The organism is Gemmatimonadota bacterium, assembly GCA_041390105.1.
In the GTDB taxonomy this organism is placed as follows: domain Bacteria; phylum Gemmatimonadota; class Gemmatimonadetes; order Longimicrobiales; family Gaopeijiaceae; genus JAGQIF01.
Genome location: JAWKQO010000003.1, coordinates 287938 through 310808 on the forward strand (window position 1 = coordinate 287938; position 22871 = coordinate 310808).

Sequence of the window (22871 nt, forward strand, 5' to 3'; positions counted from 1 at the left end):
GCCTCGGGACAGTCAGCGCCCGCTGCCCAGTCATCGGGATGCGGTGGGCCCCTTCCCCGGTCTCAGCACCACCCTTCCCGACACTGCGTAGACAAACACCCAAGCAAGCACTGCTGTGACGCCAGCGGCGATCAGGAGGGGCTCGGCACGCGAGGAGGCCACTCCTTCGACACAATTTGCAAGAGCGACGGACAGCGCGATCACGGACGGCAACAACGCTACCTGCGCGAGCAACAACCCGATGATCACCCACATCGCGACCTGGCCAGCCCCCGGTATCCACGCCGAGGCCGCGGCCACCCCGGCGGCGGCTCCGAGCGCGAGCAGGGCAGCCGACTGGGCGATCAGCGCCGCGACAAGCGCGTAATACTCATCGCTACAGGCTGACGGACGGCCCGCGCACTCGTAGTAGACCTGCGCCACACCGAGTGCGTTTGACAGCAGTGCTGCTGCTCCCAGTGCCAAACCGGCGGCGGCAGCCATCGGAACCGGCGCGCCAACCGCTGAGAAGAATCCTGAGTTGAGGGCGGCGGCCACGCCGATGAGAGCAATCGCAGCCAGCATGAGTGCTTCCGCGGCGGCCAACTGAGCTGCCAGAGACCCGATAGAACACATCTCGACCTCCCGGTTGCGGAGCTCACCTGCGCGATCGCGAGCGACGCAAACTGATAGGCGGAGTCCAGCGCCCAAACCGGACAGCACTCGGCCTGTCGTGGGGGTGCCCACCGAGGTGTGGACCATTCGTGTGCGCGAGGTCCCCCCTTCTGATTGGCCCGGGAGGGGCGGACATGCGCGGCTCAGCGTGCCAGCCGGATCCGAACGGAGGGCGCTTACCCTGCGGACGTTCGGTCCCGCGGCCGGCGCCCTAGGCCTCGGGCGCCAGCGCCACCGCCGCAATCAGTTCGGCCAGCCGGCCCAGGTCCACCAGATCCAGCACCTCTCCGGGCGCATGGCTGTAGCGGCCCGGCCAGGAGAGTCCCGCGTTGGGCGCTCCCCAGAACGTGAAGGTCGTTCCGTCCGTGCCCCCCTGGGTCAGTCCCACCTGCACGGGGAGCCCCGCCGCTTCCGCGATGCGCAGGACCCGCGCGCGCTCGGCCGGGGGCGAGACGCTCGAGTTCTCGATGCTGCGCAGAACGGGTCCGGCACCCAGCGGCGCGTACGCGAAATGGGAGGACTCCAGCGGCGTGTCCGACGAGACGAACGTGTCGATGCTGAAGATCCGGCGAGCCGAGGCACCGTAGCGGCGCGCCATGACGCCAGCACCGCGCAGCCCGCCTTCCTCCGCCACCGACCACGTAAACAACACCTTGTGGGTCAGCCGCTCCGGGTCGATGGAACGCAAGGCCAGCAGCAACGCCGTGCTTCCCGCGCGGTCGTCCAACGCGCGCGCCGTGAAACGAGTCGGTCCCAGCCGCAGGCCTTCCTTGTGGCTGGTCACACCGGCACCCACGCGTACCCCACGCGTGGCGAGCCCCTCGGCATCGAGGCCGAACCACGCCTGCATCTCGCTCGGCCGTTTACGGGTGGCCACATCGCGCGTCAGGAACACCCCTCTCAGCGGCGGCGCTGCTTCCGTCTGCAGGGCCGCGAGCGCTCGCTCGCGGGTCGGCGGTCCGCCTTCGCCGCTGGCCACGCTGGGCATGCCCGGCGGGTCGATGTGGACCAACGCCGTCTGCCCTTCCCACGCGGAGGAGACCGCACCTCCGCGAGTGCCCAACGTGACGACGCCGTTGGGGGCGATCGACTCGATCTCGTAGCCGACCTCGTCCATGTGCGCCATGAAGACGGTGGTGTCGCGATCGGGTCCCGCTTCGACGATGACGTTGCCCACGTCGTCGACCAGAGCGCGCTCGCGCGCCCATTGTGGCATCGCCTCCAGGACGGCCCGGCGCACCGCCCACTCGTGTCCGGGCACGGCATGCAGCTCCACCAGGGTGCGGAGCAGGTCGGCCGCCGGCACCAGGCGGGCGGGGGTGGGAGGCACGTGCAAAGCCGCCCGGGCGGGCGGAGCCAGCCAGGGCGCGTTCGCCGAGAGCGACACCCCGGCCGCGTCGGCAACGGCGGTGCGCAGCGCGGCCGCATCCTCGGCTTGGACGCGCTCGGAGAGGGCACCTGGAGCCTCCACGCGAGGAGCGATCCAGGTCACCTGCGATAACCCGAGCGCACCCAGGACGCCTCCCAGATTGCCCATCCGCTCGGCGGACCGTGTCCCGCGCGTGAACGCCGCTTCACCCGGCCCCACGAGAATCACGTCGGCCACCGGAGCGGAGCGCGCCAGAAGTGCGCTCAGGCCGACCCAGCCGAACACCTCCTGCGCGCTCAGTACGAACCAGGACTCGCCAGCCGGAGCGCCCCCGGCACGGGCGCGCTCACCCACGGTGGCCACAGCCGCGCAGCCTACCCGCCGACCCGCGTCCGGAGCCGCCACGCCTCCCGCGTAGCTCCAGGCCGGCCAATGGCGGGTGACCGGGTCCAGCAACTCGATGCCGAGCGCGCGCACCTCGCTCGCATCCCGTGCTCCGACATCCACCCACAGTTGATCGGCGCTCACCACCGCCGAGTCGGCAGCATGCTGCTGCGCGAAGTGCCCGTTCGGACTCGCCACGACGCCCGCGACGGGTCCGGCGGCAGTGAGGATGCGCACCTGCTGCGCCTCGTGCGCCTGGTCCCACAGCGGGTGGCGCGATCCCCGACCGATGCGATGCACCCGTAGGTATCCATCCGCGCGGATCTCGCTGACGGCCAGCGCCGGACGATCCAGCGCGCAGGCCACTACGCGTCGAGGGGTCCCCGAGCCTGTACGCAGGACCACGTTGCCCCAGGCGTCCGCGCTCCAACCGGGGCCGAGCGCACGGGCCAGCGCCTCCGCGCTGCGGGTCTCGTACCCCGTGGCCACGTCCAGCACCGTCCACTGCGCCAGCGCATCGAGCCCGGCCTGCGGCGACTGCGCCGCTCCGGTTCCTGGGGAGGCCAGGACGCCGATCGTGCAGAGGCCGGCCACCGCTGTATAGCGCTTCAGCAAGGGATACCCGTCCATCAATCCTCCTCGTTCAGGATCCCGCCCTACCGCCGTGAGCACGGATCTCGATCTGGGCCCGCCCTCCGGTTCGCTCGCGCAGGTCGTCCACCAAACCACGCACGTCGGACTCCGGGATTGCGAACACGAGCTCGATCTCCGCTCCGTACCTGGACGCGCTCGGTTCCAGCCCGTGTGCAGACAGGAAACCGCTGACTGCGCCGGACTCCGGATAGTCGAATCGCACGACGACGTCCCGCCGATCGATCAGCGGCTCCAACTCGGCCTCGGCGAGCACCGCCGCTGCGGCCGCGCCGTAGGCACGGATCAGCCCGCCCACGCCCAGCTTGGTTCCGCCGAAATAGCGCGTGACCACCAGCACCGCATCCGTGACCGCCCCACCCTCCAGGTGCTGCAGGATGGGGCGCCCGGCCGTACCCGACGGCTCCCCGTCGTCACTGTACCGGAAGGTGTCGCCGCCACGTCCCACTCGCCAAGCGAAGCAGTGATGGCGGGCATCAGGGAACTCCTCGCGCACGCGGGCCACGAACCTGTCCGCGTCGGCCGCCGAGCCGGCCTGCGACAGATCTGCGATGAATCGGGAGCCCTTGATCTTGGGGATCTCCACGCGGACCGGGCGCGTCACGGTTACCGGGCCCGGCTCCACGCCGCTATCCCCAGAGCCGCTCTTCTCGCAGGAACGCTGCGAACCCCTCCGGATCGGAGAAAGCGCGCTCCATGCGTGCGACGCCTTCCTGGATGTCCTCCATGCTGTTGGCGATGGAGAGGCGCAGGAAGTGTTCGCCCTCGGAGCCGATCTTCCCGAAGGATGCGCGGTCCATGGTGGCGATGCCGTAGCGGTACAGAAGATACATCTGCAGCATCCCGGCGGGCGTGGTGCGGGAGCGCGCGGAGTCGGGCAGCGCAGCGTGCGCTTCGAACACGCCAAGACGCGTACAGACGCCTTCGACGTTGGGAAAGACGTAGAAGGCACCTTTGGGCATCTGGCAGGTTACGCCGTCGATCGCGTTGAGGGCCGGGACCACCCAGTTCCGCCTCTCCTCGAACTGCCGCACCATGTCGGACACCGTATCGGCGGAGCGCGGGTCCTCGTAGGCCGCCCGTCCGCCTTCCTGGAGGAAGGGGGGCACACAGGAGATGGTGTTGATGTTGAGCTGCTTGAAGACGGCGGCCTCTTCCTTGGTGGGCAGCACGGCCCACCCCAGCCGCCAGCCCATGAGCGCGTAGCCCTTCGAAAGCCCGCTCGCCAGGACCGTACGCTCCGCCATGCCCGGCTGGGAAAGGATGCTGTGGTGGCGCTCGCCGTCGAAGAGGATGTGCTCGTAGATCTCGTCGGCGAACACGCGCACGTCGGGGTGGCAGCGCGTGCGAATCACGTCGGCCACCTCGGACAGCGCAGCCTCCGACAAGACACCGCCGGTCGGATTGGAAGGGGAACAGAGGATGACCAGCTTCGTGCGCTCGCTCACACGAGCAGCCAGGTCGTCTGCCGTGAAGGCGAAGCCCCGCTCCTCGGCCAACCGCAGTGGCCGGGGCGTCGCACCCACGAACGTGACCCACGACTCGTAGATCGGGAACCCGGGGCTGGGATAGACCACCTCGTCCCCCGCGTTCACGTAGGTCTGGAACGTGTAGCCGATGGGCGGCTTGCCCCCGGCGGTGACCACCACACGCTCCGGCCCCACCTCCACACCACGGGTTCGCGTGACGTGCGCGGCGATCGCCTTCCGGAAGGAGGGCAGCCCCTGGGGATCGCAATAGGTCGCGTTGCCGGCCTGCAGCTCGGCGATGGCCACGTCGTTGAGGTAGGGGGCGCTGCGGAAGTCGGGCGCACCCAGGTTGAAGCGGATCACGTCCATGCCCCGCTCGACGCACCGCTGGATGTCCTCGCCCAGCTTGAACGCGTTTTCCGTGCCCAGGGCCTTCAATCGCTCCGCCAACACCGCCATCGATCGCTGCTCCGCTCGTGCGTGGACGCGCGGCCCCCGGGAGGGCCCAGCGGGCCGGGAACTTCGACCTGCAACCGTCTCGGTGGCAAGCGTGCCCCCACCCGCTCCCCTTCCCCCCCCGTGGCCTGGGCCGGTCGCCTACCAACGCCTTGCCATCGCGGATGGACCAGCCCAACCTCCGATCCCGGCACTCTGCCGCCCCCCCTCCTGAGGAGTGCAGCGTATGATCACCGCCATCCGCAGTGCAGAGATTCACGACGGGCAGGTCGACAAGGCGTTCGAGTGGGGCGTGAAGGTGGCACGCTACATCGACGCGAACATCGAAGGCGTCTCCGTCGAGGTCCTGCGTTCCATCGGCGGAAGCGTCTTTCAGATCCACTGGATGAGTCGTTACCAATCGCTTGCGGCTTTCGAACAGGTCTGGAGCCGCCTGGAGACCGATTCCGGGTATCGCACGCTGATCGCCGAGGCACGCGACCAGGGGCTGCTCATCGGTGCCAGCATCGAGGACAACCTCTTCCAGAGCGTCGGCTGAGCCGGACCGGGCGCAGTCGCACGGAAGGTGCACCCTCGTGACCGTCCTGGAGACAGAACGCCTGCGCGTCGCCCGCCTCACCGAGGATGATGCACCGTTCATTCTGGCGTTGCTGAACGAGCCCTCCTTCCTGGAGAACATCGGCGACAAGGGCGTCCGCTCCCTGGACGATGCCCGCGAGTACCTGCGGGGTGGTCCGCTGAGCAGCTACGAAGCAAACGGATTCGGTCTGTACCGGGTGGAGTTGCGAGACGAGGGAATCCCCATTGGGATCTGCGGCCTGCTGAGACGCCCCGAGCTCGAAGACGTCGATGTGGGGTTCGCCTTGTTTCCCGCTTTCTGGTCGAGGGGATACGCCTACGAGGCCGCTCGGGCCGTGCTCGACCATGGCCGCTGCGACCACGGCCTGGATCGAATCGTGGCCATCACGTCCTTGGGCAACGAGGCCTCGGCGCGCCTTCTGTCGAGGTTGGGGTTCCAGGACGAGGGCCGGATCCCCTTCGGAGGGCACGAGGTGCGCCTGTTCGCATCGAACGGAGCGGGCCCCGCGGCAGACGCCCCCCTCTGACACCAGACGGCCCGGCCACGGGAGTCGACACAGCCGATCCACGGCGCATCTGGCCCGGGCGCCCTTCGTGTGGGAGGATTCCCGACGGCAGGGCGACCCCTGCGGGTGGTATTCTGCCTGAAAAGAGGACCTCTAGGGGAGGAAATGGCGATGTCCGGATGGGCCTCAGACCGGGTCGGCAGTGCCGCGGCGTTGGCGCTGGCGGTGAGCAGCGTCCTGGCGGTGGCGTGTGCCACAGCCCCGGGGGGCGGACCGGCCGCCACACCCGCAGAGCCGCCCGTGCAGGCCGTCTCGACTCAGGCCCCCCGCGCGCGGCGTGTCCCACCGCCCGTGCAGATCACTGAAGGGGACCCGGACAGTCCCATCGATCCCATTGCGCGGCTGCAGAAGCGTCTGGACGCCGGCGAGCTGACGCTCGAATACGACTCGATCCGGGGATACCTGCCCTCGGTCCTGGCGGCGCTCGACGTGCCCCTCGAGTCCCAGGGGCTGGTCTTCTCGCGGACCAGCCTGCAAACCGACCGCATCGCACCCTGGACACCACGGGCGCTCTACTTCAACGACGACGTCTACATCGGGTGGGTGCAGGAGAGCCCGATCCTCGAGATCGCCTCCGTCGATCCAGACGAGGGCGGCTACTTCTACACGCTCCCACAGAATCCCGAAGGGGCTCCGCGCTTCAAGCGCGAGACCACTGCTTGCCTGATGTGCCACGAGTCGAAAACCGTGACCGGGGGCGTGCCCGGGTTCATCCTCCTCTCGGTGCTCACCGACCGCCACGGCTACGTGATCACGAACGTGCACGAAGGGCCGACCACCGAGCGCACGCCCATCGCGGAGCGCTGGGGAGGGTGGTACGTAACGGGGAGCGCCGCGGCTACGGACCATTCGGGCAACACCATGGCGCCCGTGCTCAGCCATGAGGTTTCGGATCGGGCTCGCTATCTGGCCGAGTTCGATATGACGGCCGACGCCCACGCCACCGACCTGGAGGGGCGCTTCGACACCTCGCCCTACCTCACCCCGCACAGCGACATCGTCGCCTTGCTGGTGCTGGCCCACCAGGCGCGTGTGCACAACCTCATCACCCTGGCCGCCCAGGAAGCGGGCGCCGCCCTCCGGGAGCAGGAGTTCGTGTTGCGCAGCTCTGGGCAGGAGCCGCCCGCCGATGGCTTCTTGCCGATCACCCGCGTGCGGATCGACGGGGTGGTGGAGCGTCTGGTGCGCGGCATGCTCTTCGTGGGCGAGGTGGACGTGGGCGGCCCCGTCACCGGCACCTCGGGCTTCGCCGAGCAGTTCCAGACGCGGGGTCCCCGCGACGCGCGCGGCCGCTCGCTGCGCGACTTCGACCTGGAGCACCGCGTCTTCCGATATCCTCTCAGCTTCCTGATCTACTCTGACGCGTTCAAGGCACTGCCCGAGCTGGTGCGACGCACGGTGTACGACCGCCTCGACGCCATCCTCTCGGGTCGGGACACCGACCCCGACTTCGCACACCTGAGCGCCGAGGACCGCGCGGCCATCCAGGAGATCCTCACCGAGACACAGCCTGAGTTCCTGACGCTGAGGACGCAGTGACCCGACGCCTGGGCACGGCGCTGGCGCTTGGTCCGCTCCTCGCTCTCGCAGCGCCTTTGCGAGCGCAGGAGCGCGCCGAGGTCGGCGTGCAGGCCGGGATCGCCCAGTCCAGGCAACTCTGGGACGCGCCCTATCAGACAGATCGGATCTCCGGCCTGGTCATGGGCGCCTTCGCGGACGTGCGCCTGCCCGCTCCCTCGCTGTCGCTCCTCGGCGGGATGGCCCTGGTGCGGCGGGGCACGGAGGTCTGGAACGCGCAGACCGACCCCGACCGCACGGGAAGCGGTACGCTGGAAGTGGACTACCTGAGTGTGTCTCTCCACTTCAAGGCGCGGGTCCAGGTCGGCCCGGCGAGCGCCTTCCTCCTGGCAGGTCCCACGCTCGAGCAGTTCCTGCGGGCCAACCGCACCGCGACGCTCAACACGCTCCTGGAACGGGAGACGGGAACCGTGCTCGCCGCGACCGCCGGCACCGGCCTGGCCTTCGAGGTGGGCCGCTCCACTCGCGTCGGGCTGGAGGCCCGCGTCACCGAGGGACTCAACAGCGCGTTCGACGGGGTGGCTGGCTCGGTGACCAACCGGTCCTGGGAGGTCCTTCTGCGCGTGGGCCGCATCGTCCGCTGACGTAGGGCTCCCTGCCCGTGGCCGTCCTTCCATTGCCTTCTTACTATAAGCCGCTTATAGTAAGCGGAACACTCCACTGCCCCACCAGCCCGGGCCCCGAGCGATGACCGGTATCGAAGCGTCGACCCTCTACGGAACGCTGAACCTCCTGCTGCTCAAAACGCTCGAGGATGAGGCGCTGCATGGCCTCGAGATCCAGCGCCGCATCGACCGACTGACCGGGTCCTCGCTCCAGATCGACGAAGGGGCGCTCTATCCCGCCCTGCGTCGCCTGGAGCGGGACGGACTCCTCGAGTCCGAGTGGGGCATCTCCGAGGCGCGCCGCCGTGCCCGTTTCTACCGGCTGACCGCGAGGGGCCAGAAACGGCTGGCACGAGAGCAGGCGGGCTGGCTGGACTACGTGAAGGCCGTGGCGCGCGTGCTGAAAGTGAGTCCGGAGCAGCAAGGATGAAGAAGCCCCGCCGGCTGGACCGCCCCCCACGAGACGCAGCGGGCCGCACCCCCGATCCGGCGCTGCGCGAAATCGACGAAGAACTGCGCTTCCACCTGGAAGGCCGCGTCCGCGACTTGATGCGGCAAGGGCACGCGGAGGACGACGCGCGCCGTATGGCCCAAGCCGCCTTCGGGGACCTGAACCAGGTGCGACGGGAGATGCACGACGCGGAGCGCCAACGACGCCAGCGACAGAGCCGCCGGGATCTGCTACGTGACTTGGGACGCGACCTACGTCAGGGCATGCGCCGGCTGCGGCGCAGCCCCAGCTACACCGCGGTCGCCATCTGCACCCTCGCTCTCGGCATCGGTGCCAGCGTGGCCATGTTCACGGTGCTCGACGCCGTGGTGCTGCGGCCGCTCCCCTACACGCAGTCGGAGCGGTTGGTGCAGCTGTTTCCACAGGCCAATCAGAACATCTGGCTGTCACGCACTCTGGGCGCGGGTACCCCTTCCGTCGAGTCATCCACCGGCCTTTCGCGGTGGGCCTTGACCCTCACCGGGCAGGGCGAAGCCACTGTGCTGACCGTGCTCGCGGTCGACGCGGGCTACTTCGATGTCTTCGACGTGCGGCCCGCCCTGGGCCGCGCCTTCCGACCGGAAGACACCGACCCGGCGCAGTCGGACGTAGTCCTGCTTTCGTACGGCCTGTGGCGCTCGCGCTTCGGGGGTGCTGAGGTGCTGGGCCGGCGCATTCGCCTGGACGGCTACCTGCACGAGACCCGTGAGATCGTCGGCGTGATGCCGGAGGGCTTCCAGCCGCTGGGGGCTCCGGTCGACGCGTGGATTCCGCTGCACATCCCACCGGGACGCGACTTCGCCGCCGACTCTTCGTGGTACGTGAACTCGGTCGTGGGTCGAATGACGCCGGGGGCTACGCTGGAGCAGGTCACCGCGGAACTGAAGGGTGTGGTATCGGACGTGGCCGCAGCGAATCCCGGACGCATGGACGCCGAGCAGGTGGCGTCGGCCAGCGCGGTGAGTCTGCTGGACGCGGTGGTGGGAGACGTGCGCCGCACGCTCTGGACCCTGTTGGGCGCGGTGGTGCTGGTGCTCCTGATCGCGTGCGCCAATGTGGCCAATCTGCTGCTTTCCAGGGCCGTGGGACAGCGTCAGGACCTGGCCGTGCGCTCGGCGCTCGGTGCCAATCGTTTCCGACTGGCGCGTGAGCAGCTCGCGGAGAGCTCGCTCCTCGCGGCCGCCGGCGGAGGGTTGGGAGCGTTGCTGGCGCACGCCAGCCTCATCGGACTGCGCGTGGCGGATGCGTCGGGGCTCCCCCGCGTCGCTGCGCTGCATGGGGGTGTCGACGGACGGGCCCTCGCCTTCGCACTCGCGGCGAGCGTTGGATCCGTCCTGCTCTTCGGTGTGTTTCCCGCGTGGCGCACCGCACGCGACGCACCCCATACCGGGCTGCACGATTCGTCCCGGGGCGGTTCGCGGGGGCGCCGTTCACACTCCATCAACCGCGGACTCGTGGTGCTGGAGATGGCGCTCGCCATGATTCTGGTCACGGGCGCCGGCCTGATGTTGGCAAGTTTCGCCGCGCTGCGCTCGGTCGACGCCGGTCTCGATGCCCGCGATGTCCTGAGCGTGCGTTTGGCCCCCTCCGAGGGGCGCTACGCCGGGGAGCGGGCGCGTCAGCTCTGGCAGGACCTGGAGTCCAGGGTGGCGGCCCTGCCCGGAGTAACCGGCGTGGGCAGCATACAGCTGGAGCCGTTCACCCTCGGGAACTGGTCCTTCCCGTATCTGGCCGAGGGGGTCCCGCCAGCAGCGGACGGACATCTGGAAACCGCCAACATCCGCATGGTCACGCCGGGCTATTTCTCCGCGGTGGACATGCCGGTGCTGAGCGGTCGCCCCCTCACCGCCGAGGACCGCCAGGGCGCGCCGCGCTCCCTGCTGATCAACCACGCCATGGCCGAGGAGCTCTGGCCCGGCGAGGATCCGCTGGGACGTGAGATCCGCATCTTCGGTAGCCTGAGCTACCGGATTGTCGGAGTGGTGGGCGACGTGCACCAACACGCCCTGGACCTGGAGCCGCTGCCGGAGATGTACGTCCCGCATGCGCAGTGGGGGCCGCCGCCGGTGAGCATGGTCCTGATGGTCGAGGGACCGGAGCTCTCCGCGCTCACCTCCGCCATCCGGGATATCGTGCGCTCGCTCGATCCCGACATCCCGATTCCCAGCGCCCAGCCGCTGTCGGAGCTCCTGGACGCGTCCATGGACCGCAGACGCTTCTTCGCCGGGTTGTTGGGCGCCTTCGGTGGGATCGCACTGCTGCTGGGCGGGCTTGGCGTCTATGGTGTGATGTCGCACCTCGTGGGCACGCGCCTCCCGGACTTTGGGGTGCGCCTGGCACTCGGAGCGGGCCCTCGAGACGTGCAGCGCGAAGCCCTGCTCAGCGGCCTGCGGCCCGCCGCGTTGGGACTCGCGCTGGGAAGCGTGGGGGCGATGGCCACGGCGCAGCTCCTCAGAGCCGCGCTCTACGGCGTCCCCCCCGTGCATGTCCCCACCTTCGTCGGGGTCGGGTTGGTCCTGGGGGCCGTCGCGGTGCTGGCAACCTGGATGCCGGCGCGGCGCGCAGCGCGGGTCGACCCGCTCAGCGTGATCCGCGTCGACTGAGACGCCGTGGGCGCCTGCGCCAGGGAGCGGCTACGCCGTACCCGGCAACAGGACGATGTCGAACCAGAAGGACAGGATCGCCGACAGCACGCGTTTCAGCTCGCTGAGGCCGATCGGCTTGACGACATAACAGTTGGCGTGCAGCGCGTAGCAGGTGTGTACGTCCTTCCCGGCGTCCGACGTGGTCATCACCACCACCGGGATCTCGCGTAGCGCCTCGGACGCCTTGATGCGGGCCAGTACCTGGCGGCCGTCTATGCCGGGAAGGTTCAGATCCAGCAGCACCAGGTCCGGCCGCGGCGCTTCTTCGTGTCCGCCGCGCCGTTCCAGGAACTCCAGGGCTTCGTCCCCATCCTCGACCGCGTGCAGGTTCACGGCGCGAGGGGCATCCCGCAGTGCCTCCCGCACCAGCCGCACGTCGGCGGGATTGTCCTCGACCAACAGCCAGTCGATGCTGCCGTCCAGCTTCATGATCGTCCCTCCGACGCTCGCGGGATGGTGAAGCGAAACACCGAGCCCCCGGACACGCCGGCCTCGACCCAGATGCGTCCGCCGTGGTCCTCCACGATGCGGCGGCAGATGGCGAGTCCGATGCCCGTGCCCGGGAATCGCTTGCGTGAGTGCAGGCGCTTGAATACCTCGAACACCTTCTCCCTGTGCTCGGCAGGGATGCCAACTCCGTTGTCCGCCACGGAGATCTCCCAACCGTCCTCCTGCTCGCGCGCCTGCACACGCACATGAGGCGGTCGCTTGCTGTGGAACTTGATGGCATTTCCGATCAGGTTCTGCATCACCAGTCCCAGCTGGGTCGCGTCACCCTCGATGACCGGTAGCGGTCCCACCTCGACGACCGCGCCCGCCTCCCGGATGGCGGTGTCGAGGTCGTTGAGGATGTTGGCCAGCATGCGGCCGCCGTCGACCGGCTGGCGCTTGGCTCCCTGCCGGCCCAAGCGGGCGTAGGAAAGCAGGTCCTGCACGAGCAGCCGCATGCGGTCCGCGGCATCCGTCAAGTAATGCAGGAACTCGTCCCCGTCTCCATCCAGTCGGCCTCGATAGCGTTCGTCGAGGAGGCGTGCATAGCTGCTCACCGTGCGCAGCGGCTCCTGCAGGTCGTGCGAGGCAGCGAAGGCGAACTGCTCCAGAGCGCTGTTGCTCCGCTCCAGGTGCTCGGCGTACTGCTGAAGGGCCGCCTGAGCTTCGCGTTGCTGCGTCACGTCGCGGGCCAGCGCGTGGATGCGTCCCGCCCCATCCGGTCGTGCGGACCAGGAGAGCCACACGTAGTGCCCGTCCTTGTGCAGGTGCCGGTTCTCGAAGCGCAGGGTCATCTCCCCGTTGGCCAAGCGACGCAGCTGCTCGACCGTGGGGTTGATGTCGGCGGGATGGATGAACTTGAGAAAAGGCCGCCGGAGCAACGTCTCCTCGGAGAAGCCCAAAGTTTCGGTGAAGGCAGGATTGACGCGCAGGTAGCGTCCCTCGAAGCCGCCGATGCAGAGCATGTCCAGGGACATCGTGAAGAAGCTGTTCAGCTCCTCCTGGGTGCGCCTGAGCGCCTCCGTCGCCTCCCGGATGGAGGTCACGTCGTGGAAGGTCGTCAGCACCGTCACGGCACCCGTGGCGGCGTCCTGGATGAGCTCCGCGTTGAGTGCGATCCACACCCGGGAACGGTCCGCGCGTGCGAGGCCCAGGAGTACCTCCCGCACCGGCCGACCGGTCTCGAGAACCCGCTCGACCGGACCCCCACCGTTCGTGAAGGGACGGCCGTCGTGCTGCACGGTCCGCCAATCGGGGTCCGAGAAGGCGCGCCCCACCAGACCTGCGGGGTCGACCCCCAGGATCCGCCCGGCCGCCGCATTGCAGGCCGCGATCCTGCCGCGGTCGTCGTGCACCGCCACGCCTTCGGCCATGACCCCCATGAGGGTCCCGTACAACGCGTCCGTCGCCTCGGCGTCGCCCAACGAGGTGGAGGGCGCGGAAGTGGCGGGGCCGGCGCGCACCGGCACCACGTCGGCGGCAGCGCGTGGCGTCACACCGACTCTCCAGCCGGCGCAGCCGGCGCGTCCGCGGGAAGCGTGAACCAGAAGCGAGTGCCGTGCTCCTCGGCGGGCGCGATCCCGATGCGTCCACCATGGCGCTCCACGATGCGTCGGCACAACGCCAGCCCGAGCCCCGTTCCAGCATACTGCTCCCGCCCATGCAAGCGCTGGAAGATCTGGAACACGCGCTCGTAGGCTTCGGGCGGAATGCCGATGCCGTTGTCCTCTACCTCGAAGCGCCAGTGCTCGTCCTCGCGCGTCGCGCAGGTGCGGATCCGAGGCGCAACCCCCTCCCTCCTGAACTTCACCGCATTGGCAACCAGGTTCTGGAAGAGGGTGAACAGCTGCGACTCCGTTCCCGGCACCGTCGGGAGCTCGCCGATCTCGAGCTCTGCGCCGGCCTCCTCCAAGGAGAGGCGCAGCGCAGCACGGGCCGCCTGCGCCACCGCCAGCGTATCGACTGCCTGCAGGACCCGCTCTCCCTGCCCCAGACGTGAGTAGTCGAGAAGCCCCTTCACCATCGCCTGCATGCGGTGGGCGCCTTCCACGGCGAAGGCCAGCAGCTCGAGGCCGGCCTCGTCCAATCGCTCTCCGTAGCGGTCCGCGATGATCTGCGTGTACGACGACACCATGCGCAGTGGCTCGGAAAGGTCGTGGGAAGCGATATGTGCGAACTGCTCCAGGTCGCGATTGGAGCGCTGCAGCGCTTCAACCTGCCGGCGCAGCGCGTCTTCACGGGTGCGCCGCTCCGTGATGTCGAGCGACACGCAGGTGAGGGTCGTCGGGTGCGCGAGCGGTTCATCCGGCGGACTCATGTGGTCCAGTACCCAGCGCCAGGTCCCGTCGGCGTGTTGGATCCGGTACTCCACCGAGCTCGTCTCGCCTTCGAGGGCGGACTGCGCGGCGCGCAGCGCTCTCCCACGATCCTGATCGTGGATCCTGGCTTCCCAGACACCCTGACGACCCACGACCTCCGCGGCGGGAAGCCCCAGCAGGGCGCCTACGCTGTCCGAGACGTGTCGAACCTCCCACTCGGCCCCCACGTCCTGGACGCGTACCACCAGCGCACCAGAGCGCACCGCCACGCCTGCGTCCATCGGTTCAGGCGGCCTGTCCGGTCAGCTGGGCGGCGACGCGCAGCAGCTCCTCGGGATTGAAGGGCTTGGTGAGATAGCGATCCACCTGCAGCTCCATCGCGCGCTGTGCATCGCTGATCCCCGTGCGCGCCGTGAGCATGATAATCGGGATCATCTGCGTGGTCGCGGTGGCCCGCAGGCGCTCTGCGACCACAAACCCATCCCCGCCCGGCATGCCGATGTCCAGCACGATCAGATCGGGTCGCTCGCGGCGCGCGATGGCAGTGGCCTGCACGCCGTCCGACGCGAAGCACACCTGGTATCCGTTGGCTTCGAAGCGCATCTTGAGCGCCCGCAGCACGTCATGCTCGTCGTCGACGATCAGGACCTTCATGGTTCGGTTCTCCGTTGGTTTCAGTGCGCGACGACCTGGGCGCCCTCCTCTTCAGCGCTCCAGGTGCGTCCCTCACAGATATTCCCGAGCGCGGAGAGCAACTCGGACCTGCTGTTGGGTTCCAGCCACAGCGACTCGCTTCCCTCCAGGGGCAGCTCGACCCGCTCCCTCGGAGCCAGGACGATCACGCGGCAATCGGGCTGGTGCCGACGGATGCGCCGGATGATCTGGTCCGGCGCACAGCCCGGCAGGGAGGCATCCACGACGACGGCGTCGGGCCGCACGCGACCGAGCGCGGCCATTCCGTCGAAGACGTCGGTCGCGGTCGTCACCGCCAGTGCCAGCTCCGACGTGGCCAGCACTTCCGATGTGCCGTGCCCCGCGCCCTGGACGTTCTCCAGGACCAGCACACGGGTCGGCAGATGCCGAGCGGGCGCGAACTCCAGGCGCTCGAGCGCGAAGGAGATCTCGTCATCCGGCCCGACCTCTCCGGAGGCGAACTCCACGGGCAGGGTGCGGCCCAGATGCTCGAGCACCGTGGCCTCGATGCGTTGCAGCAGGCCCTGCGAGCCGGGGCGCTCGGTCTCGCCCACGGCGAGCACCAGCGCTTCGTCGCGGGACAGGGCCACCGAATCGTCGCGCCTGCGCAAGGTGCCCGCTACGGCCGTATGCAACTCGTCCAGCAAGGTGGGCGACTTCTCCATCGCCTCGCGCCGCAGGCGGACCGCCACGTATCCGACGCGCTTGCCGTCCTGTGCCGCGGCTTGCACGTGATCGTGCAGCAGCGCCGTCAGCTCCTTGCGCGCAGAGTGGATCGGCAACGTCAGCGTGAACGTGGCCCCTTGGCCGAGCGCGCTGCTCACAGAGAGGGCACCCTCATGCAACTCGGCGATGCGGGCGGCGATCGCGAGGCCGAGGCCCGTGCCCTGGGCGCCGGGCGCATCCCGCCGGTCCACCTGGGCGAAAGGCTCGAAGATGTGGTTCTGGTCGTCCGGGCGGATGCCCACCCCCGTGTCCTCCACCGATACCGACACGGCGTCCAGGCCGCTCTCCGCTGTGACTCGGATCCGACCGCCTTCCGGGGTGAACTTGCCGGCGTTTCCGAGCAGGTTGACCATGATCTGGATGATCTGCTGCGGATCGGCCAGGACCATGGGCAGATCGGCGGGAAGATCGACGACCAGGGTCTGCCGCTTGCGCTCAGCCTGCAGGGCGAAGTCACGCGTACAGGAGTCCACGAGTGACCAGAGGTCGGTCCGCTCGCGTCGGATGGCCGTGGTGCCGCTGTCCAACCGCTGCAGGTCCAGCGTATCGTTGATCAGGGCCGCCAGACGATCGCAATTGCGGAGCGCACTCTCCAGACAGTCCTTCTGCGTGTCGTTGATGGGACCGGGTACCCCGTCCCGCACCAGGGCCACGTACTCCCGGATGATCGCGAGCGGTGTGCGTAGCTCGTGGGACGTGGTGGCGATCAGATTGGCCTTGAAGGTCTCGAGTTCGGCCAACTTGCGTTTGTAGGTGGTGCGCTCGAGGGCGTTGCTGATCGTGCGGTGCAGCACCTCCGCGGACAGGTCGCTCTTGCTCAGGTAGTCGGCGGCCCCCTGCTTGAGCGCCTGGACCGCCAGCTTCTCGCTTCCCCGACCGGTCACCAGGATCACGGGCGTGTCGCCCACCTGGGCCTGGATGGGCGTCAGGTTGTCGACTCCCATGCCGTCAGGAAGGGAGAGGTCCAGGAGAACCACGTGGAAGGGGTTCTCCTCGGCGGCTCGAACGCCCTCGCTCAGCGTGCGGGCATGGGTCAGGCGATATCGACACGACGAGTTGCTCAGGTCGTCCAGCATGAGCTCGACGAGCTTGGCATCCCCGGGATTGTCCTCGACCAGCAGGACATTGCACTGTCGCGACATCGGCGGCCCCCATGGCGGTCCCGCCAATCCAGCGGGTACGCCCTTGAGGATCGGGTCGACAGAGGGGTGAGTTGAGGCCGGATCTGCCCGAATCGGAGCCGTTCCGGGCGCCCGGCCCCGGGGTTCCGGGGCCCGGGGCCAGGGGCGCTCCGGAACCGTGCGCTCCGCCGCCGGGCACCCCGGGCGCACCGCCCCCGCTGCTTGCCGCTGCCGCCGCTGGCCGAGCATCTTGACCGCCATGCCCCGCACCCTACCGCTCGTCCTCGTCGCGCTGGCCGCCGCGCCGGCCGTCGGGGCCCAGGAGACCCCCATCGTCCACCGCCTGGACGCGACCCCGCGGACGGTCGCCTGGGGGTACTACTGGGCCGAGGCCGCCCCCGTCCTCCGGATCCAGTCAGGGGACATCGTCGACGTCTCCACCATGCTGACCTCCACTCCTGAGCGTCTGGAGGCGGCCGGAGTGCCACCCGAGGAGGTCCAGCTCAACCTTCGGGACATCACCGAGGTGGTCACCGACCGAGGGCCCGGCGGGCATATCCTCACGGGCCCCGTCTACGTGGAGGGTGCCGAGCCGGGGGATGTGCTGGAGGTGCGAATCCTTTCGGTGGATCTCCCCATCCCCTATGGCTACAACGGCTGCAGCGGCTTCATGCGGGACCTCTGCCCCGAGCAACGCACCCGCATCTTCCGTCTGGACCGGGAGCGCATGCTGGCCGAGTTCTCCCCCGGCATCCAGATCCCGCTTCGCCCCTTCTTCGGGAGCATGGGTGTGGCTCCGCCACCGGACGCCGGCCGCTGGAGCTCCGTGCCGCCCTGGGTCCATGCCGGCAACATCGACAACCGCGAGTTGGTGGCGGGCACGTCGCTCTTCATCCCCGTACACGTGCCGGGCGCTCTTTTCGAGATCGGCGACGGGCATGCGGCCCAGGGAGACGGCGAGGTGGACCAGACCGCCATCGAGACCTCCCTGCGCGGACTCATCCAGCTCATCGTGCACAAAGGCCGGAGCATCGAATGGCCCCGAGGCGAGACCCAGACGCACTGGATCGCCATGGGTGCGGACGAGGACCTCGCGGAGGCCACGCGCATCGCGATCCGCCAGGCGACGCTGCTGATGCACGACCTCTATGGGCTCGACACGGGCGAGGCGTACCGATTGGTGAGCCTGGCCTGCGATCTACGCATCACACAGCTCGTGGACCAGAAGGTCGGCGTCCACGTCATGATTCCGAAATCCATCTTCAGCGCAGGAACCTGAACATGATCTCTCGTCGCTCTTTCCTGGGCGTCTCTTCCGCGGCGCTGGCCGGAACCGCCTGCCAGGGCGCCGTCTCGCAGACCACCGAGCGCTCCTCCTCGTTGCCCCCGGCGATCGCCGCCCTCACGTCCGTCCGCGACCAGGCCCGGCCCATCACCCGCGAAGAGCGGGCGGGGCGCATCGAGCGAGCGCGCGGGCTCATGACCGACAACCGCATCGATGCCCTCATGCTCACGGGCGGGACGTCGTTGATGTACTTCTCCGGCATCCAGTGGGGGCTGTCCGAGCGGCTCCTGGCTCTGATCGTCCCGCGCACGGGTAGTCCCTTCGTCGTCTGTCCGTCGTTCGAAGAGGACCGCGCCCGCGAGCAGCTGGCCGACGGGCCTTTCGACGATGCCAGTGACGTCATGACCTGGCACGAGGACCAAAGTCCCTACGCCCTGATCGCCCAGGGCCTGCGCGCACGGGGGATCGCCGCGGGCCGGGTCGGCATCGAGGAGACTGTGCGCTTCGTGTTCTCGGACGGCGTGGCCCAAGCAGCGCCCGCGCTGGAGATCACCAGCGGCACCCCGGTGACTGCTGGCTGCCGGATCGTGAAGGACGCGCACGAGCTGGAGCTGATGACCCTGGCCAACCACGCGACGTTGCGCGCGTACGAGGCCGCCTACAAGTCGCTGGAGGAGGGGATGACCCAGGGCGACTTCGGCCGCCTGGTGTCGCAGGCGCACGAGCAGCAGGGCTTCAGCGGCGGGGCGAGCGTGCAGACCGGCGAGTTCTCTGCTCTGCCCCATGGGTCGCGCACCCCCCAGGTCATCCGCGAAGGCACGATCCTGCTGATCGACGGCGGTTGCGGGGTGGAGGGCTACCGCTCGGACATGAGTCGCACCTTCGTGCTGGGGGAGCCCACCCAGAAGATGAAGGATGTCTTCGAGATCGAGTTCGCCGCCCAGTCGGCGGCACTCGCAGCGGCCCAGGTCGGCGTCCCCTGCGAGCAGGTGGACGCGGCAGCCCGCAAGGTGATCTCGGATGCCGGCTACGGGCCGGACTACACCTACTTCACCCACCGCGTGGGCCATGGCATCGGCATGGACGGCCACGAGTGGCCCTACCTCGTGCGCGGCAACACGCTGCCACTCGCGCCCGGGATGACCTTCAGCGATGAGCCCGGCATCTACATCACCGGGGAGTTCGGCGTGCGGCTGGAGGACTGCATGTACATCACCGAGGAAGGCGCCAAGCTCTTCACGCCCCAGTCGCCGTCGTTGACCGATCCCTTCGGGAGCGTGGCATGAACCGCGGGCGGGGAGTCGCCGCGGTCTTGTGCCTTCTGAGCGCCTGCACCGCCGAACAGGGCACCCTCCAGGACCCGGACTTCCCGCCCAGCTTCGAGTCGGTGCAACCGGAGCTGTTCTCGGCCACGGGGGCGCAACCCAACGCGTTCATCGACTTCGACAACGATGGAGACCTCGACCTGTTCGTGGGATTCCGCAACCGGCCGGACCGTCTGTATCGCAACGACGGCGGAACCTTCACCGACGTGGCCGAGCAGGTCGGCCTGGCCAGCCCGGAAGACACCCGGGTGGCGGCCTGGGGTGACTACGACGCGGACGGCAACCTGGATGTCTACATCGGGTTCCCCGCGGGCAGCGTTCCCGACCGTATCTACCGCAACGACGGGGACGGAGCGCACTTCACGGACGTGACTGCGTCGCTGGGCATCCATGTGGAAGGCACCACGCGACAGACGTCCTGGATCGACGTCGACCGCGACGGGGACGTAGACCTGTTCGTGGCGCTGCGCGACGGACCGAATCGTCTCTACCGGAACGACGCCGGTACCTTCGTGGACATCACCGAGGCGAGCGGGATCGGAGATCCCCGCCGCACCGTTGGCGTGGCCTGGTTCGATTTCGACCAGGACGGTGATCTGGACGCGTTCGTGGCGAATCAGAACGGGGACGCGGACGGCTTCTACCGCAACGACGGAGGCCATTTCGCGGACGTGGCTGCCGCCATGGGCATGGACGGCGGCATGCGGACCGAGGAGATCGGCGGCGTGGGCCCCGACGTGACCGACTACGACAACGACGGGGACCTCGATCTGTTCGTGGCCAACTACGGCCCGGACGCGCTGTGGCGCAACAACGGGGACGGCAGCTTCACGGAAGTGGCCCAAGGCACCGAGATGGCCGCGGACCACCACTCCACCACCTCCGCCTGGGGCGACTACGACAACGACGGTTGGCCGGACCTGTTCGTGGCGGCCTTCTTGAGCGCCGAGCCGGAGGCTCCCGACCACCTGTTCCGCAACGTCGGAGGCAGCTTCAGCGACGTGACGCCGGCGCTCGTGCTGCGAAAGGGTGCCAGCCACGGCGTTCGCTGGGCGGACTACGACCAGGACGGCGATCTCGACCTGGCGTTGGCCAACAACGACCCGGAGGTAGGGACCCACCCGCTGCTCAAGAACACGCTTCCCACGGAGCGCGCCGGGCGTTCCATCCAGGTCCGGGTGCTGGATGCACGCGGGCACCACACGCGCGCAGGCTCGGAGGTGCGCGTCTACGAGTCCGGAACAGACCGGCTCCTCGGGGCGCGTCTGGTGGACACGGGCGGTGGGTATTGCTCCCAGGGGACGGCGCCCGTGCACCTCGGTCTGCCCGCCGGCATTGTCGCCGTGGATGTCGAGGTGATTCTGCTCACGCCCCAGGGCCGTGTGAGCGAATGGGCACGAGGGGTCGACTTCCGCACCCTGCCAGGGCGAGTGCTGACGGTTCAGCGGTAGCGACACCGCCCCGACGTCGATCCAGTTGACCACCTGGGCCGAATGTCCTATTATTATTCCAAAATCAACACTATTTGGAATGACTGCGCCGCCCATGGCCTCCCGTTCCCGCTCGCCCAAGAGCACCCCTCTTTCCACCCTCGCCTCGCCCGCTCGCATCGAGCTGGTCTCGGCATTGGGAGAGGGCCCGGCGTCCGCCCGTGAGCTGGCCGATCGTCTGGGCCGCTCGGTGCAGTCGCTCTACTACCACCTCGCCCAGCTCGAGAAGGCCGGATTGGTGCGCGTCGCCGAGGAGCGCGGGGAGGGTCGGGAGCGCGAACGCGTCTTCGCGGTCGTTCCCGAGCGACTCGCGGTGCCCGCCCGCGCTACGGCTCCGAGCGAGGTGGAGGCGGCCGGCCGCGCCATTCGGGCCATGCTGCGCCTCACCGGCCGGGAGACGTCGGAGGCGCTCGCCGCCGGAGACGCGTGCACGGCCGGGTGCGAGCGCGAGCTCGTGGCGCTGCGCGGAAAGGCCCGCCTGAGCGCCCGCCAACTCGAGCGCGCCAACGCCTTGATCGAGCAGCTGGTGTCGCTGTTCCGGACTGCGAAGGCGACGCCGAGCTCCGAGCGGCTCTACGCCATCACTCTCGTGCTGACCCCGGCTCGGGACGCCAGCCCCTCCCAGAGGAGCAGAGACCCATGAGGCCCGTCCTGCTGGACTACCTGATCACGGCCTTGCTGCTCGTGGTCGCCCCGCTGTATGCGCGTTGGAGCTATCGGCGTTTCCAGGAGCGCGTGCGCAGCGGAGGTCCCGCCGCACGGCGGAGACAGTACCTGGGTGGCATGCTGCGCCAGTGGCTCCTCACCGCGTTGGTGATGGTCTGGTGGTTCGCAGCCGGTCGGACCCGGGAGTTGCTCGGACTGACCCTGCCCCTGGATCTCCGGTCGGTCCTCGGCATCGGCGTGACACTGGCCGGAATACTCTTCCTCTTTGCGCAGTGGCGCGCAGTGTCGGGGCTCGATCGAGCCACCTTGGCGGGGCTGGCCGGCCATACAGACGGCGTGGCGGATCTACTCCCGCACACGCAGCCGGAGGCCTCCACGTTTCGGTGGCTCTCCTTGACGGCCGGCGTCTGCGAGGAGGTCCTGTATCGCGGCTACCTGATCGCGGTGTTGGCCGTCTTCACCGGCCTTTGGACTGCCGCGCTGCTCGCAGGCGTGGCGTTCGGGCTGGCGCATGCCTACCAGGGTCGCGCCGGCGTTCTGAAGACAGGCATCATCGGCCTGGGGGCCGCCCTTCTGTTCGTCGCCACGGGTTCGCTGCTCTGGCCGATGGCGTTGCACACGGCCATCGACCTGCACGGTGGCGCCGTGGGTCGGAAGATCCTCGAAGCCGTTGCGGCCGAGGGGGCAGCCGCCTCTGCTGCCTCCGCGGCCTCGGAGTCGCAGGTCGCCGGATAAGCGCCGCCGGACGCCGGCTCTTCGTCCGAGGGCACGCCACCACCCCTCGGACCCCTCAGAAACAAGCCGTCGCCGCCCTACCCAATCCGTCCCATCCAGCCATGGACATATCGGCCGCGGCGGGCTCAGGTTACCAGCACAAGTCGGCCAAATCACACATCCTCGCGCACCTGGTGCCGCGTGAGCTTGTCGGACGTCGCCCTTGGGCGCGGCGTCCCACTCACGGCCGCTCCACCTGGGGGCGGCGCCAGCACGAGGAGGCACGATGCTTCGACGGTCACTCCTTCTGGCACTTCTGGCTGCGATGACACTGACGTTCCACCGCCCACAACCGCTGCGCGCGGACCCGACCCGGTGCGCGGACTACATCTCGGGCGGTTCGAGCTGGGCCGCCTTCGGCACGCTGATCGGAGAGTCCCTCGTCAAGAAGACGATCACGGTCAGCGCCGGCGGCTCCCTCTCGAAGTTCGGGGGAAGCGTGAGCAGCACCACCGAGGTGCAGTACTACGAGGGGACGTATTCGATGCTCGGAGGAGGCTACACGAAGGTGAACTGCGGCACCTACCAGCTGATCTGA

General features: G+C 68.9%; 21 protein-coding genes. 12 read left to right on the forward strand and 9 right to left on the reverse strand.

Annotated features, from left to right (window positions below):
* Positions 1 to 30: 30 nt before the first annotated feature.
* The 4 genes from R3E10_14320 to R3E10_14335 form a co-directional block, all read right to left on the reverse strand.
* A complete protein-coding gene (locus tag R3E10_14320; GenBank protein MEZ4416922.1) occupies positions 31 to 564 on the reverse strand; it encodes a hypothetical protein in 534 nt (177 codons plus the stop codon).
* A gap of 301 nt (positions 565 to 865) precedes the next feature.
* Positions 866 to 3037: a M20/M25/M40 family metallo-hydrolase gene (locus tag R3E10_14325; protein ID MEZ4416923.1), complete on the reverse strand. Its 2172-nt coding sequence runs from the start codon at positions 3035 to 3037 to the stop codon at positions 866 to 868.
* Between the two features lie 13 nt (positions 3038 to 3050).
* On the reverse strand, positions 3051 to 3662 hold the full coding sequence (locus tag R3E10_14330; protein MEZ4416924.1) for a YigZ family protein: 612 nt from the start codon (positions 3660 to 3662) through the stop codon (positions 3051 to 3053).
* Between the two features lie 25 nt (positions 3663 to 3687).
* Complete coding sequence (locus R3E10_14335) at positions 3688 to 4986, reverse strand: aminotransferase class I/II-fold pyridoxal phosphate-dependent enzyme (GenBank protein ID MEZ4416925.1); 1299 nt, start codon at positions 4984 to 4986, stop codon at positions 3688 to 3690.
* Between the two features lie 223 nt (positions 4987 to 5209).
* Between R3E10_14335 and R3E10_14340 the strand changes: the two genes are divergently transcribed.
* The 6 genes from R3E10_14340 (at position 5210) to R3E10_14365 (ending at position 11404) form a co-directional block, all read left to right on the forward strand.
* Positions 5210 to 5521: a hypothetical protein gene (locus R3E10_14340; GenBank protein MEZ4416926.1), complete on the forward strand. Its 312-nt coding sequence runs from the start codon at positions 5210 to 5212 to the stop codon at positions 5519 to 5521.
* A 37-nt stretch (positions 5522 to 5558) separates the two neighbouring features.
* Positions 5559 to 6089 carry a GNAT family N-acetyltransferase gene (locus R3E10_14345; protein ID MEZ4416927.1) on the forward strand — a complete coding sequence of 177 codons (531 nt, stop codon included), beginning with the start codon at positions 5559 to 5561 and terminating at the stop codon, positions 6087 to 6089.
* Between the two features lie 150 nt (positions 6090 to 6239).
* On the forward strand, positions 6240 to 7667 hold the full coding sequence (locus R3E10_14350; protein ID MEZ4416928.1) for a hypothetical protein: 1428 nt from the start codon (positions 6240 to 6242) through the stop codon (positions 7665 to 7667).
* Positions 7664 to 8290 (forward strand): hypothetical protein, encoded by a 627-nt coding sequence (locus R3E10_14355; protein MEZ4416929.1) that lies wholly within the window; start codon positions 7664 to 7666, stop codon positions 8288 to 8290. Before R3E10_14350 ends, R3E10_14355 begins: the two co-directional genes overlap by 4 nt.
* A 103-nt stretch (positions 8291 to 8393) precedes the next feature.
* Positions 8394 to 8741 (forward strand): PadR family transcriptional regulator, encoded by a 348-nt coding sequence (locus R3E10_14360; GenBank protein MEZ4416930.1) that lies wholly within the window; start codon positions 8394 to 8396, stop codon positions 8739 to 8741.
* On the forward strand, positions 8738 to 11404 hold the full coding sequence (locus tag R3E10_14365; GenBank protein MEZ4416931.1) for an ABC transporter permease: 2667 nt from the start codon (positions 8738 to 8740) through the stop codon (positions 11402 to 11404). Before R3E10_14360 ends, R3E10_14365 begins: the two co-directional genes overlap by 4 nt.
* A 30-nt stretch (positions 11405 to 11434) precedes the next feature.
* Here R3E10_14365 and R3E10_14370 read toward each other — a convergent pair whose 3' ends face one another.
* Genes R3E10_14370 through R3E10_14390 form a run of 5 tightly spaced genes read right to left on the reverse strand, consistent with a single transcriptional unit; the run spans position 11435 to position 16814 of the window.
* Positions 11435 to 11875 (reverse strand): response regulator, encoded by a 441-nt coding sequence (locus R3E10_14370; protein MEZ4416932.1) that lies wholly within the window; start codon positions 11873 to 11875, stop codon positions 11435 to 11437.
* Entirely contained in the window at positions 11872 to 13431 is a 1560-nt protein-coding gene (locus R3E10_14375; GenBank protein ID MEZ4416933.1) for a PAS domain S-box protein, read from the reverse strand. The genes R3E10_14370 and R3E10_14375 overlap by 4 nt, the downstream gene beginning before the upstream one ends.
* Entirely contained in the window at positions 13428 to 14534 is a 1107-nt protein-coding gene (locus R3E10_14380; protein ID MEZ4416934.1) for an ATP-binding protein, read from the reverse strand. Before R3E10_14380 ends, R3E10_14375 begins: the two co-directional genes overlap by 4 nt.
* Positions 14535 to 14538: 4 nt before the next feature.
* Positions 14539 to 14907 (reverse strand): response regulator, encoded by a 369-nt coding sequence (locus R3E10_14385; protein ID MEZ4416935.1) that lies wholly within the window; start codon positions 14905 to 14907, stop codon positions 14539 to 14541.
* Positions 14908 to 14927: 20 nt separating this feature from the next.
* On the reverse strand, positions 14928 to 16814 hold the full coding sequence (locus R3E10_14390; protein ID MEZ4416936.1) for an ATP-binding protein: 1887 nt from the start codon (positions 16812 to 16814) through the stop codon (positions 14928 to 14930).
* 238 nt (positions 16815 to 17052) lie between these two features.
* On the opposite strand from R3E10_14390, the gene R3E10_14395 reads away from it, so the two are divergent.
* The 6 genes from R3E10_14395 to R3E10_14420 all read left to right on the forward strand — a co-directional run bounded on the left by R3E10_14395 (position 17053) and on the right by R3E10_14420 (position 22871).
* The gene (locus R3E10_14395) at positions 17053 to 18072 is read left to right on the forward strand and encodes an acetamidase/formamidase family protein (protein ID MEZ4416937.1); all 1020 of its coding nucleotides are present in this window, start codon (positions 17053 to 17055) and stop codon (positions 18070 to 18072) included.
* Positions 18073 to 18074: 2 nt separating this feature from the next.
* On the forward strand, positions 18075 to 19364 hold the full coding sequence (locus R3E10_14400; GenBank protein MEZ4416938.1) for a Xaa-Pro peptidase family protein: 1290 nt from the start codon (positions 18075 to 18077) through the stop codon (positions 19362 to 19364).
* Positions 19361 to 20854 (forward strand): CRTAC1 family protein, encoded by a 1494-nt coding sequence (locus R3E10_14405; GenBank protein ID MEZ4416939.1) that lies wholly within the window; start codon positions 19361 to 19363, stop codon positions 20852 to 20854. Before R3E10_14400 ends, R3E10_14405 begins: the two co-directional genes overlap by 4 nt.
* Before the next feature lie 94 nt (positions 20855 to 20948).
* Positions 20949 to 21536 (forward strand): winged helix-turn-helix domain-containing protein, encoded by a 588-nt coding sequence (locus R3E10_14410; protein MEZ4416940.1) that lies wholly within the window; start codon positions 20949 to 20951, stop codon positions 21534 to 21536.
* A complete protein-coding gene (locus R3E10_14415) occupies positions 21533 to 22294 on the forward strand; it encodes a CPBP family intramembrane glutamic endopeptidase (protein ID MEZ4416941.1) in 762 nt (253 codons plus the stop codon). Before R3E10_14410 ends, R3E10_14415 begins: the two co-directional genes overlap by 4 nt.
* 265 nt (positions 22295 to 22559) lie before the next feature.
* A complete protein-coding gene (locus R3E10_14420) occupies positions 22560 to 22871 on the forward strand; it encodes a hypothetical protein (GenBank protein MEZ4416942.1) in 312 nt (103 codons plus the stop codon).

Excerpts from the sequence above, each read along its gene's own strand:
- R3E10_14320 (MEZ4416922.1), bottom strand. The coding sequence starts at position 564 with ATGCTGGCTGCGATTGCTCTCATCGGCGTGGCCGCCGCCCTCAACTCA.
- R3E10_14325 (MEZ4416923.1), bottom strand. The coding sequence starts at position 3,037 with ATGGACGGGTATCCCTTGCTGAAGCGCTATACAGCGGTGGCCGGCCTC.
- R3E10_14335 (MEZ4416925.1), bottom strand. The coding sequence starts at position 4,986 with ATGGCGGTGTTGGCGGAGCGATTGAAGGCCCTGGGCACGGAAAACGCG.
- R3E10_14340 (MEZ4416926.1), top strand. The coding sequence starts at position 5,210 with ATGATCACCGCCATCCGCAGTGCAGAGATTCACGACGGGCAGGTCGAC.
- R3E10_14350 (MEZ4416928.1), top strand. The coding sequence starts at position 6,240 with ATGTCCGGATGGGCCTCAGACCGGGTCGGCAGTGCCGCGGCGTTGGCG.
- R3E10_14360 (MEZ4416930.1), top strand. The coding sequence starts at position 8,394 with ATGACCGGTATCGAAGCGTCGACCCTCTACGGAACGCTGAACCTCCTG.
- R3E10_14365 (MEZ4416931.1), top strand. The coding sequence starts at position 8,738 with ATGAAGAAGCCCCGCCGGCTGGACCGCCCCCCACGAGACGCAGCGGGC.
- R3E10_14370 (MEZ4416932.1), bottom strand. The coding sequence starts at position 11,875 with ATGAAGCTGGACGGCAGCATCGACTGGCTGTTGGTCGAGGACAATCCC.
- R3E10_14380 (MEZ4416934.1), bottom strand. The coding sequence starts at position 14,534 with ATGGACGCAGGCGTGGCGGTGCGCTCTGGTGCGCTGGTGGTACGCGTC.
- R3E10_14385 (MEZ4416935.1), bottom strand. The coding sequence starts at position 14,907 with ATGAAGGTCCTGATCGTCGACGACGAGCATGACGTGCTGCGGGCGCTC.
- R3E10_14390 (MEZ4416936.1), bottom strand. The coding sequence starts at position 16,814 with ATGTCGCGACAGTGCAATGTCCTGCTGGTCGAGGACAATCCCGGGGAT.
- R3E10_14395 (MEZ4416937.1), top strand. The coding sequence starts at position 17,053 with ATGCCCCGCACCCTACCGCTCGTCCTCGTCGCGCTGGCCGCCGCGCCG.
- R3E10_14400 (MEZ4416938.1), top strand. The coding sequence starts at position 18,075 with ATGATCTCTCGTCGCTCTTTCCTGGGCGTCTCTTCCGCGGCGCTGGCC.
- R3E10_14405 (MEZ4416939.1), top strand. The coding sequence starts at position 19,361 with ATGAACCGCGGGCGGGGAGTCGCCGCGGTCTTGTGCCTTCTGAGCGCC.
- R3E10_14410 (MEZ4416940.1), top strand. The coding sequence starts at position 20,949 with ATGGCCTCCCGTTCCCGCTCGCCCAAGAGCACCCCTCTTTCCACCCTC.
- R3E10_14415 (MEZ4416941.1), top strand. The coding sequence starts at position 21,533 with ATGAGGCCCGTCCTGCTGGACTACCTGATCACGGCCTTGCTGCTCGTG.
- R3E10_14420 (MEZ4416942.1), top strand. The coding sequence starts at position 22,560 with ATGCTTCGACGGTCACTCCTTCTGGCACTTCTGGCTGCGATGACACTG.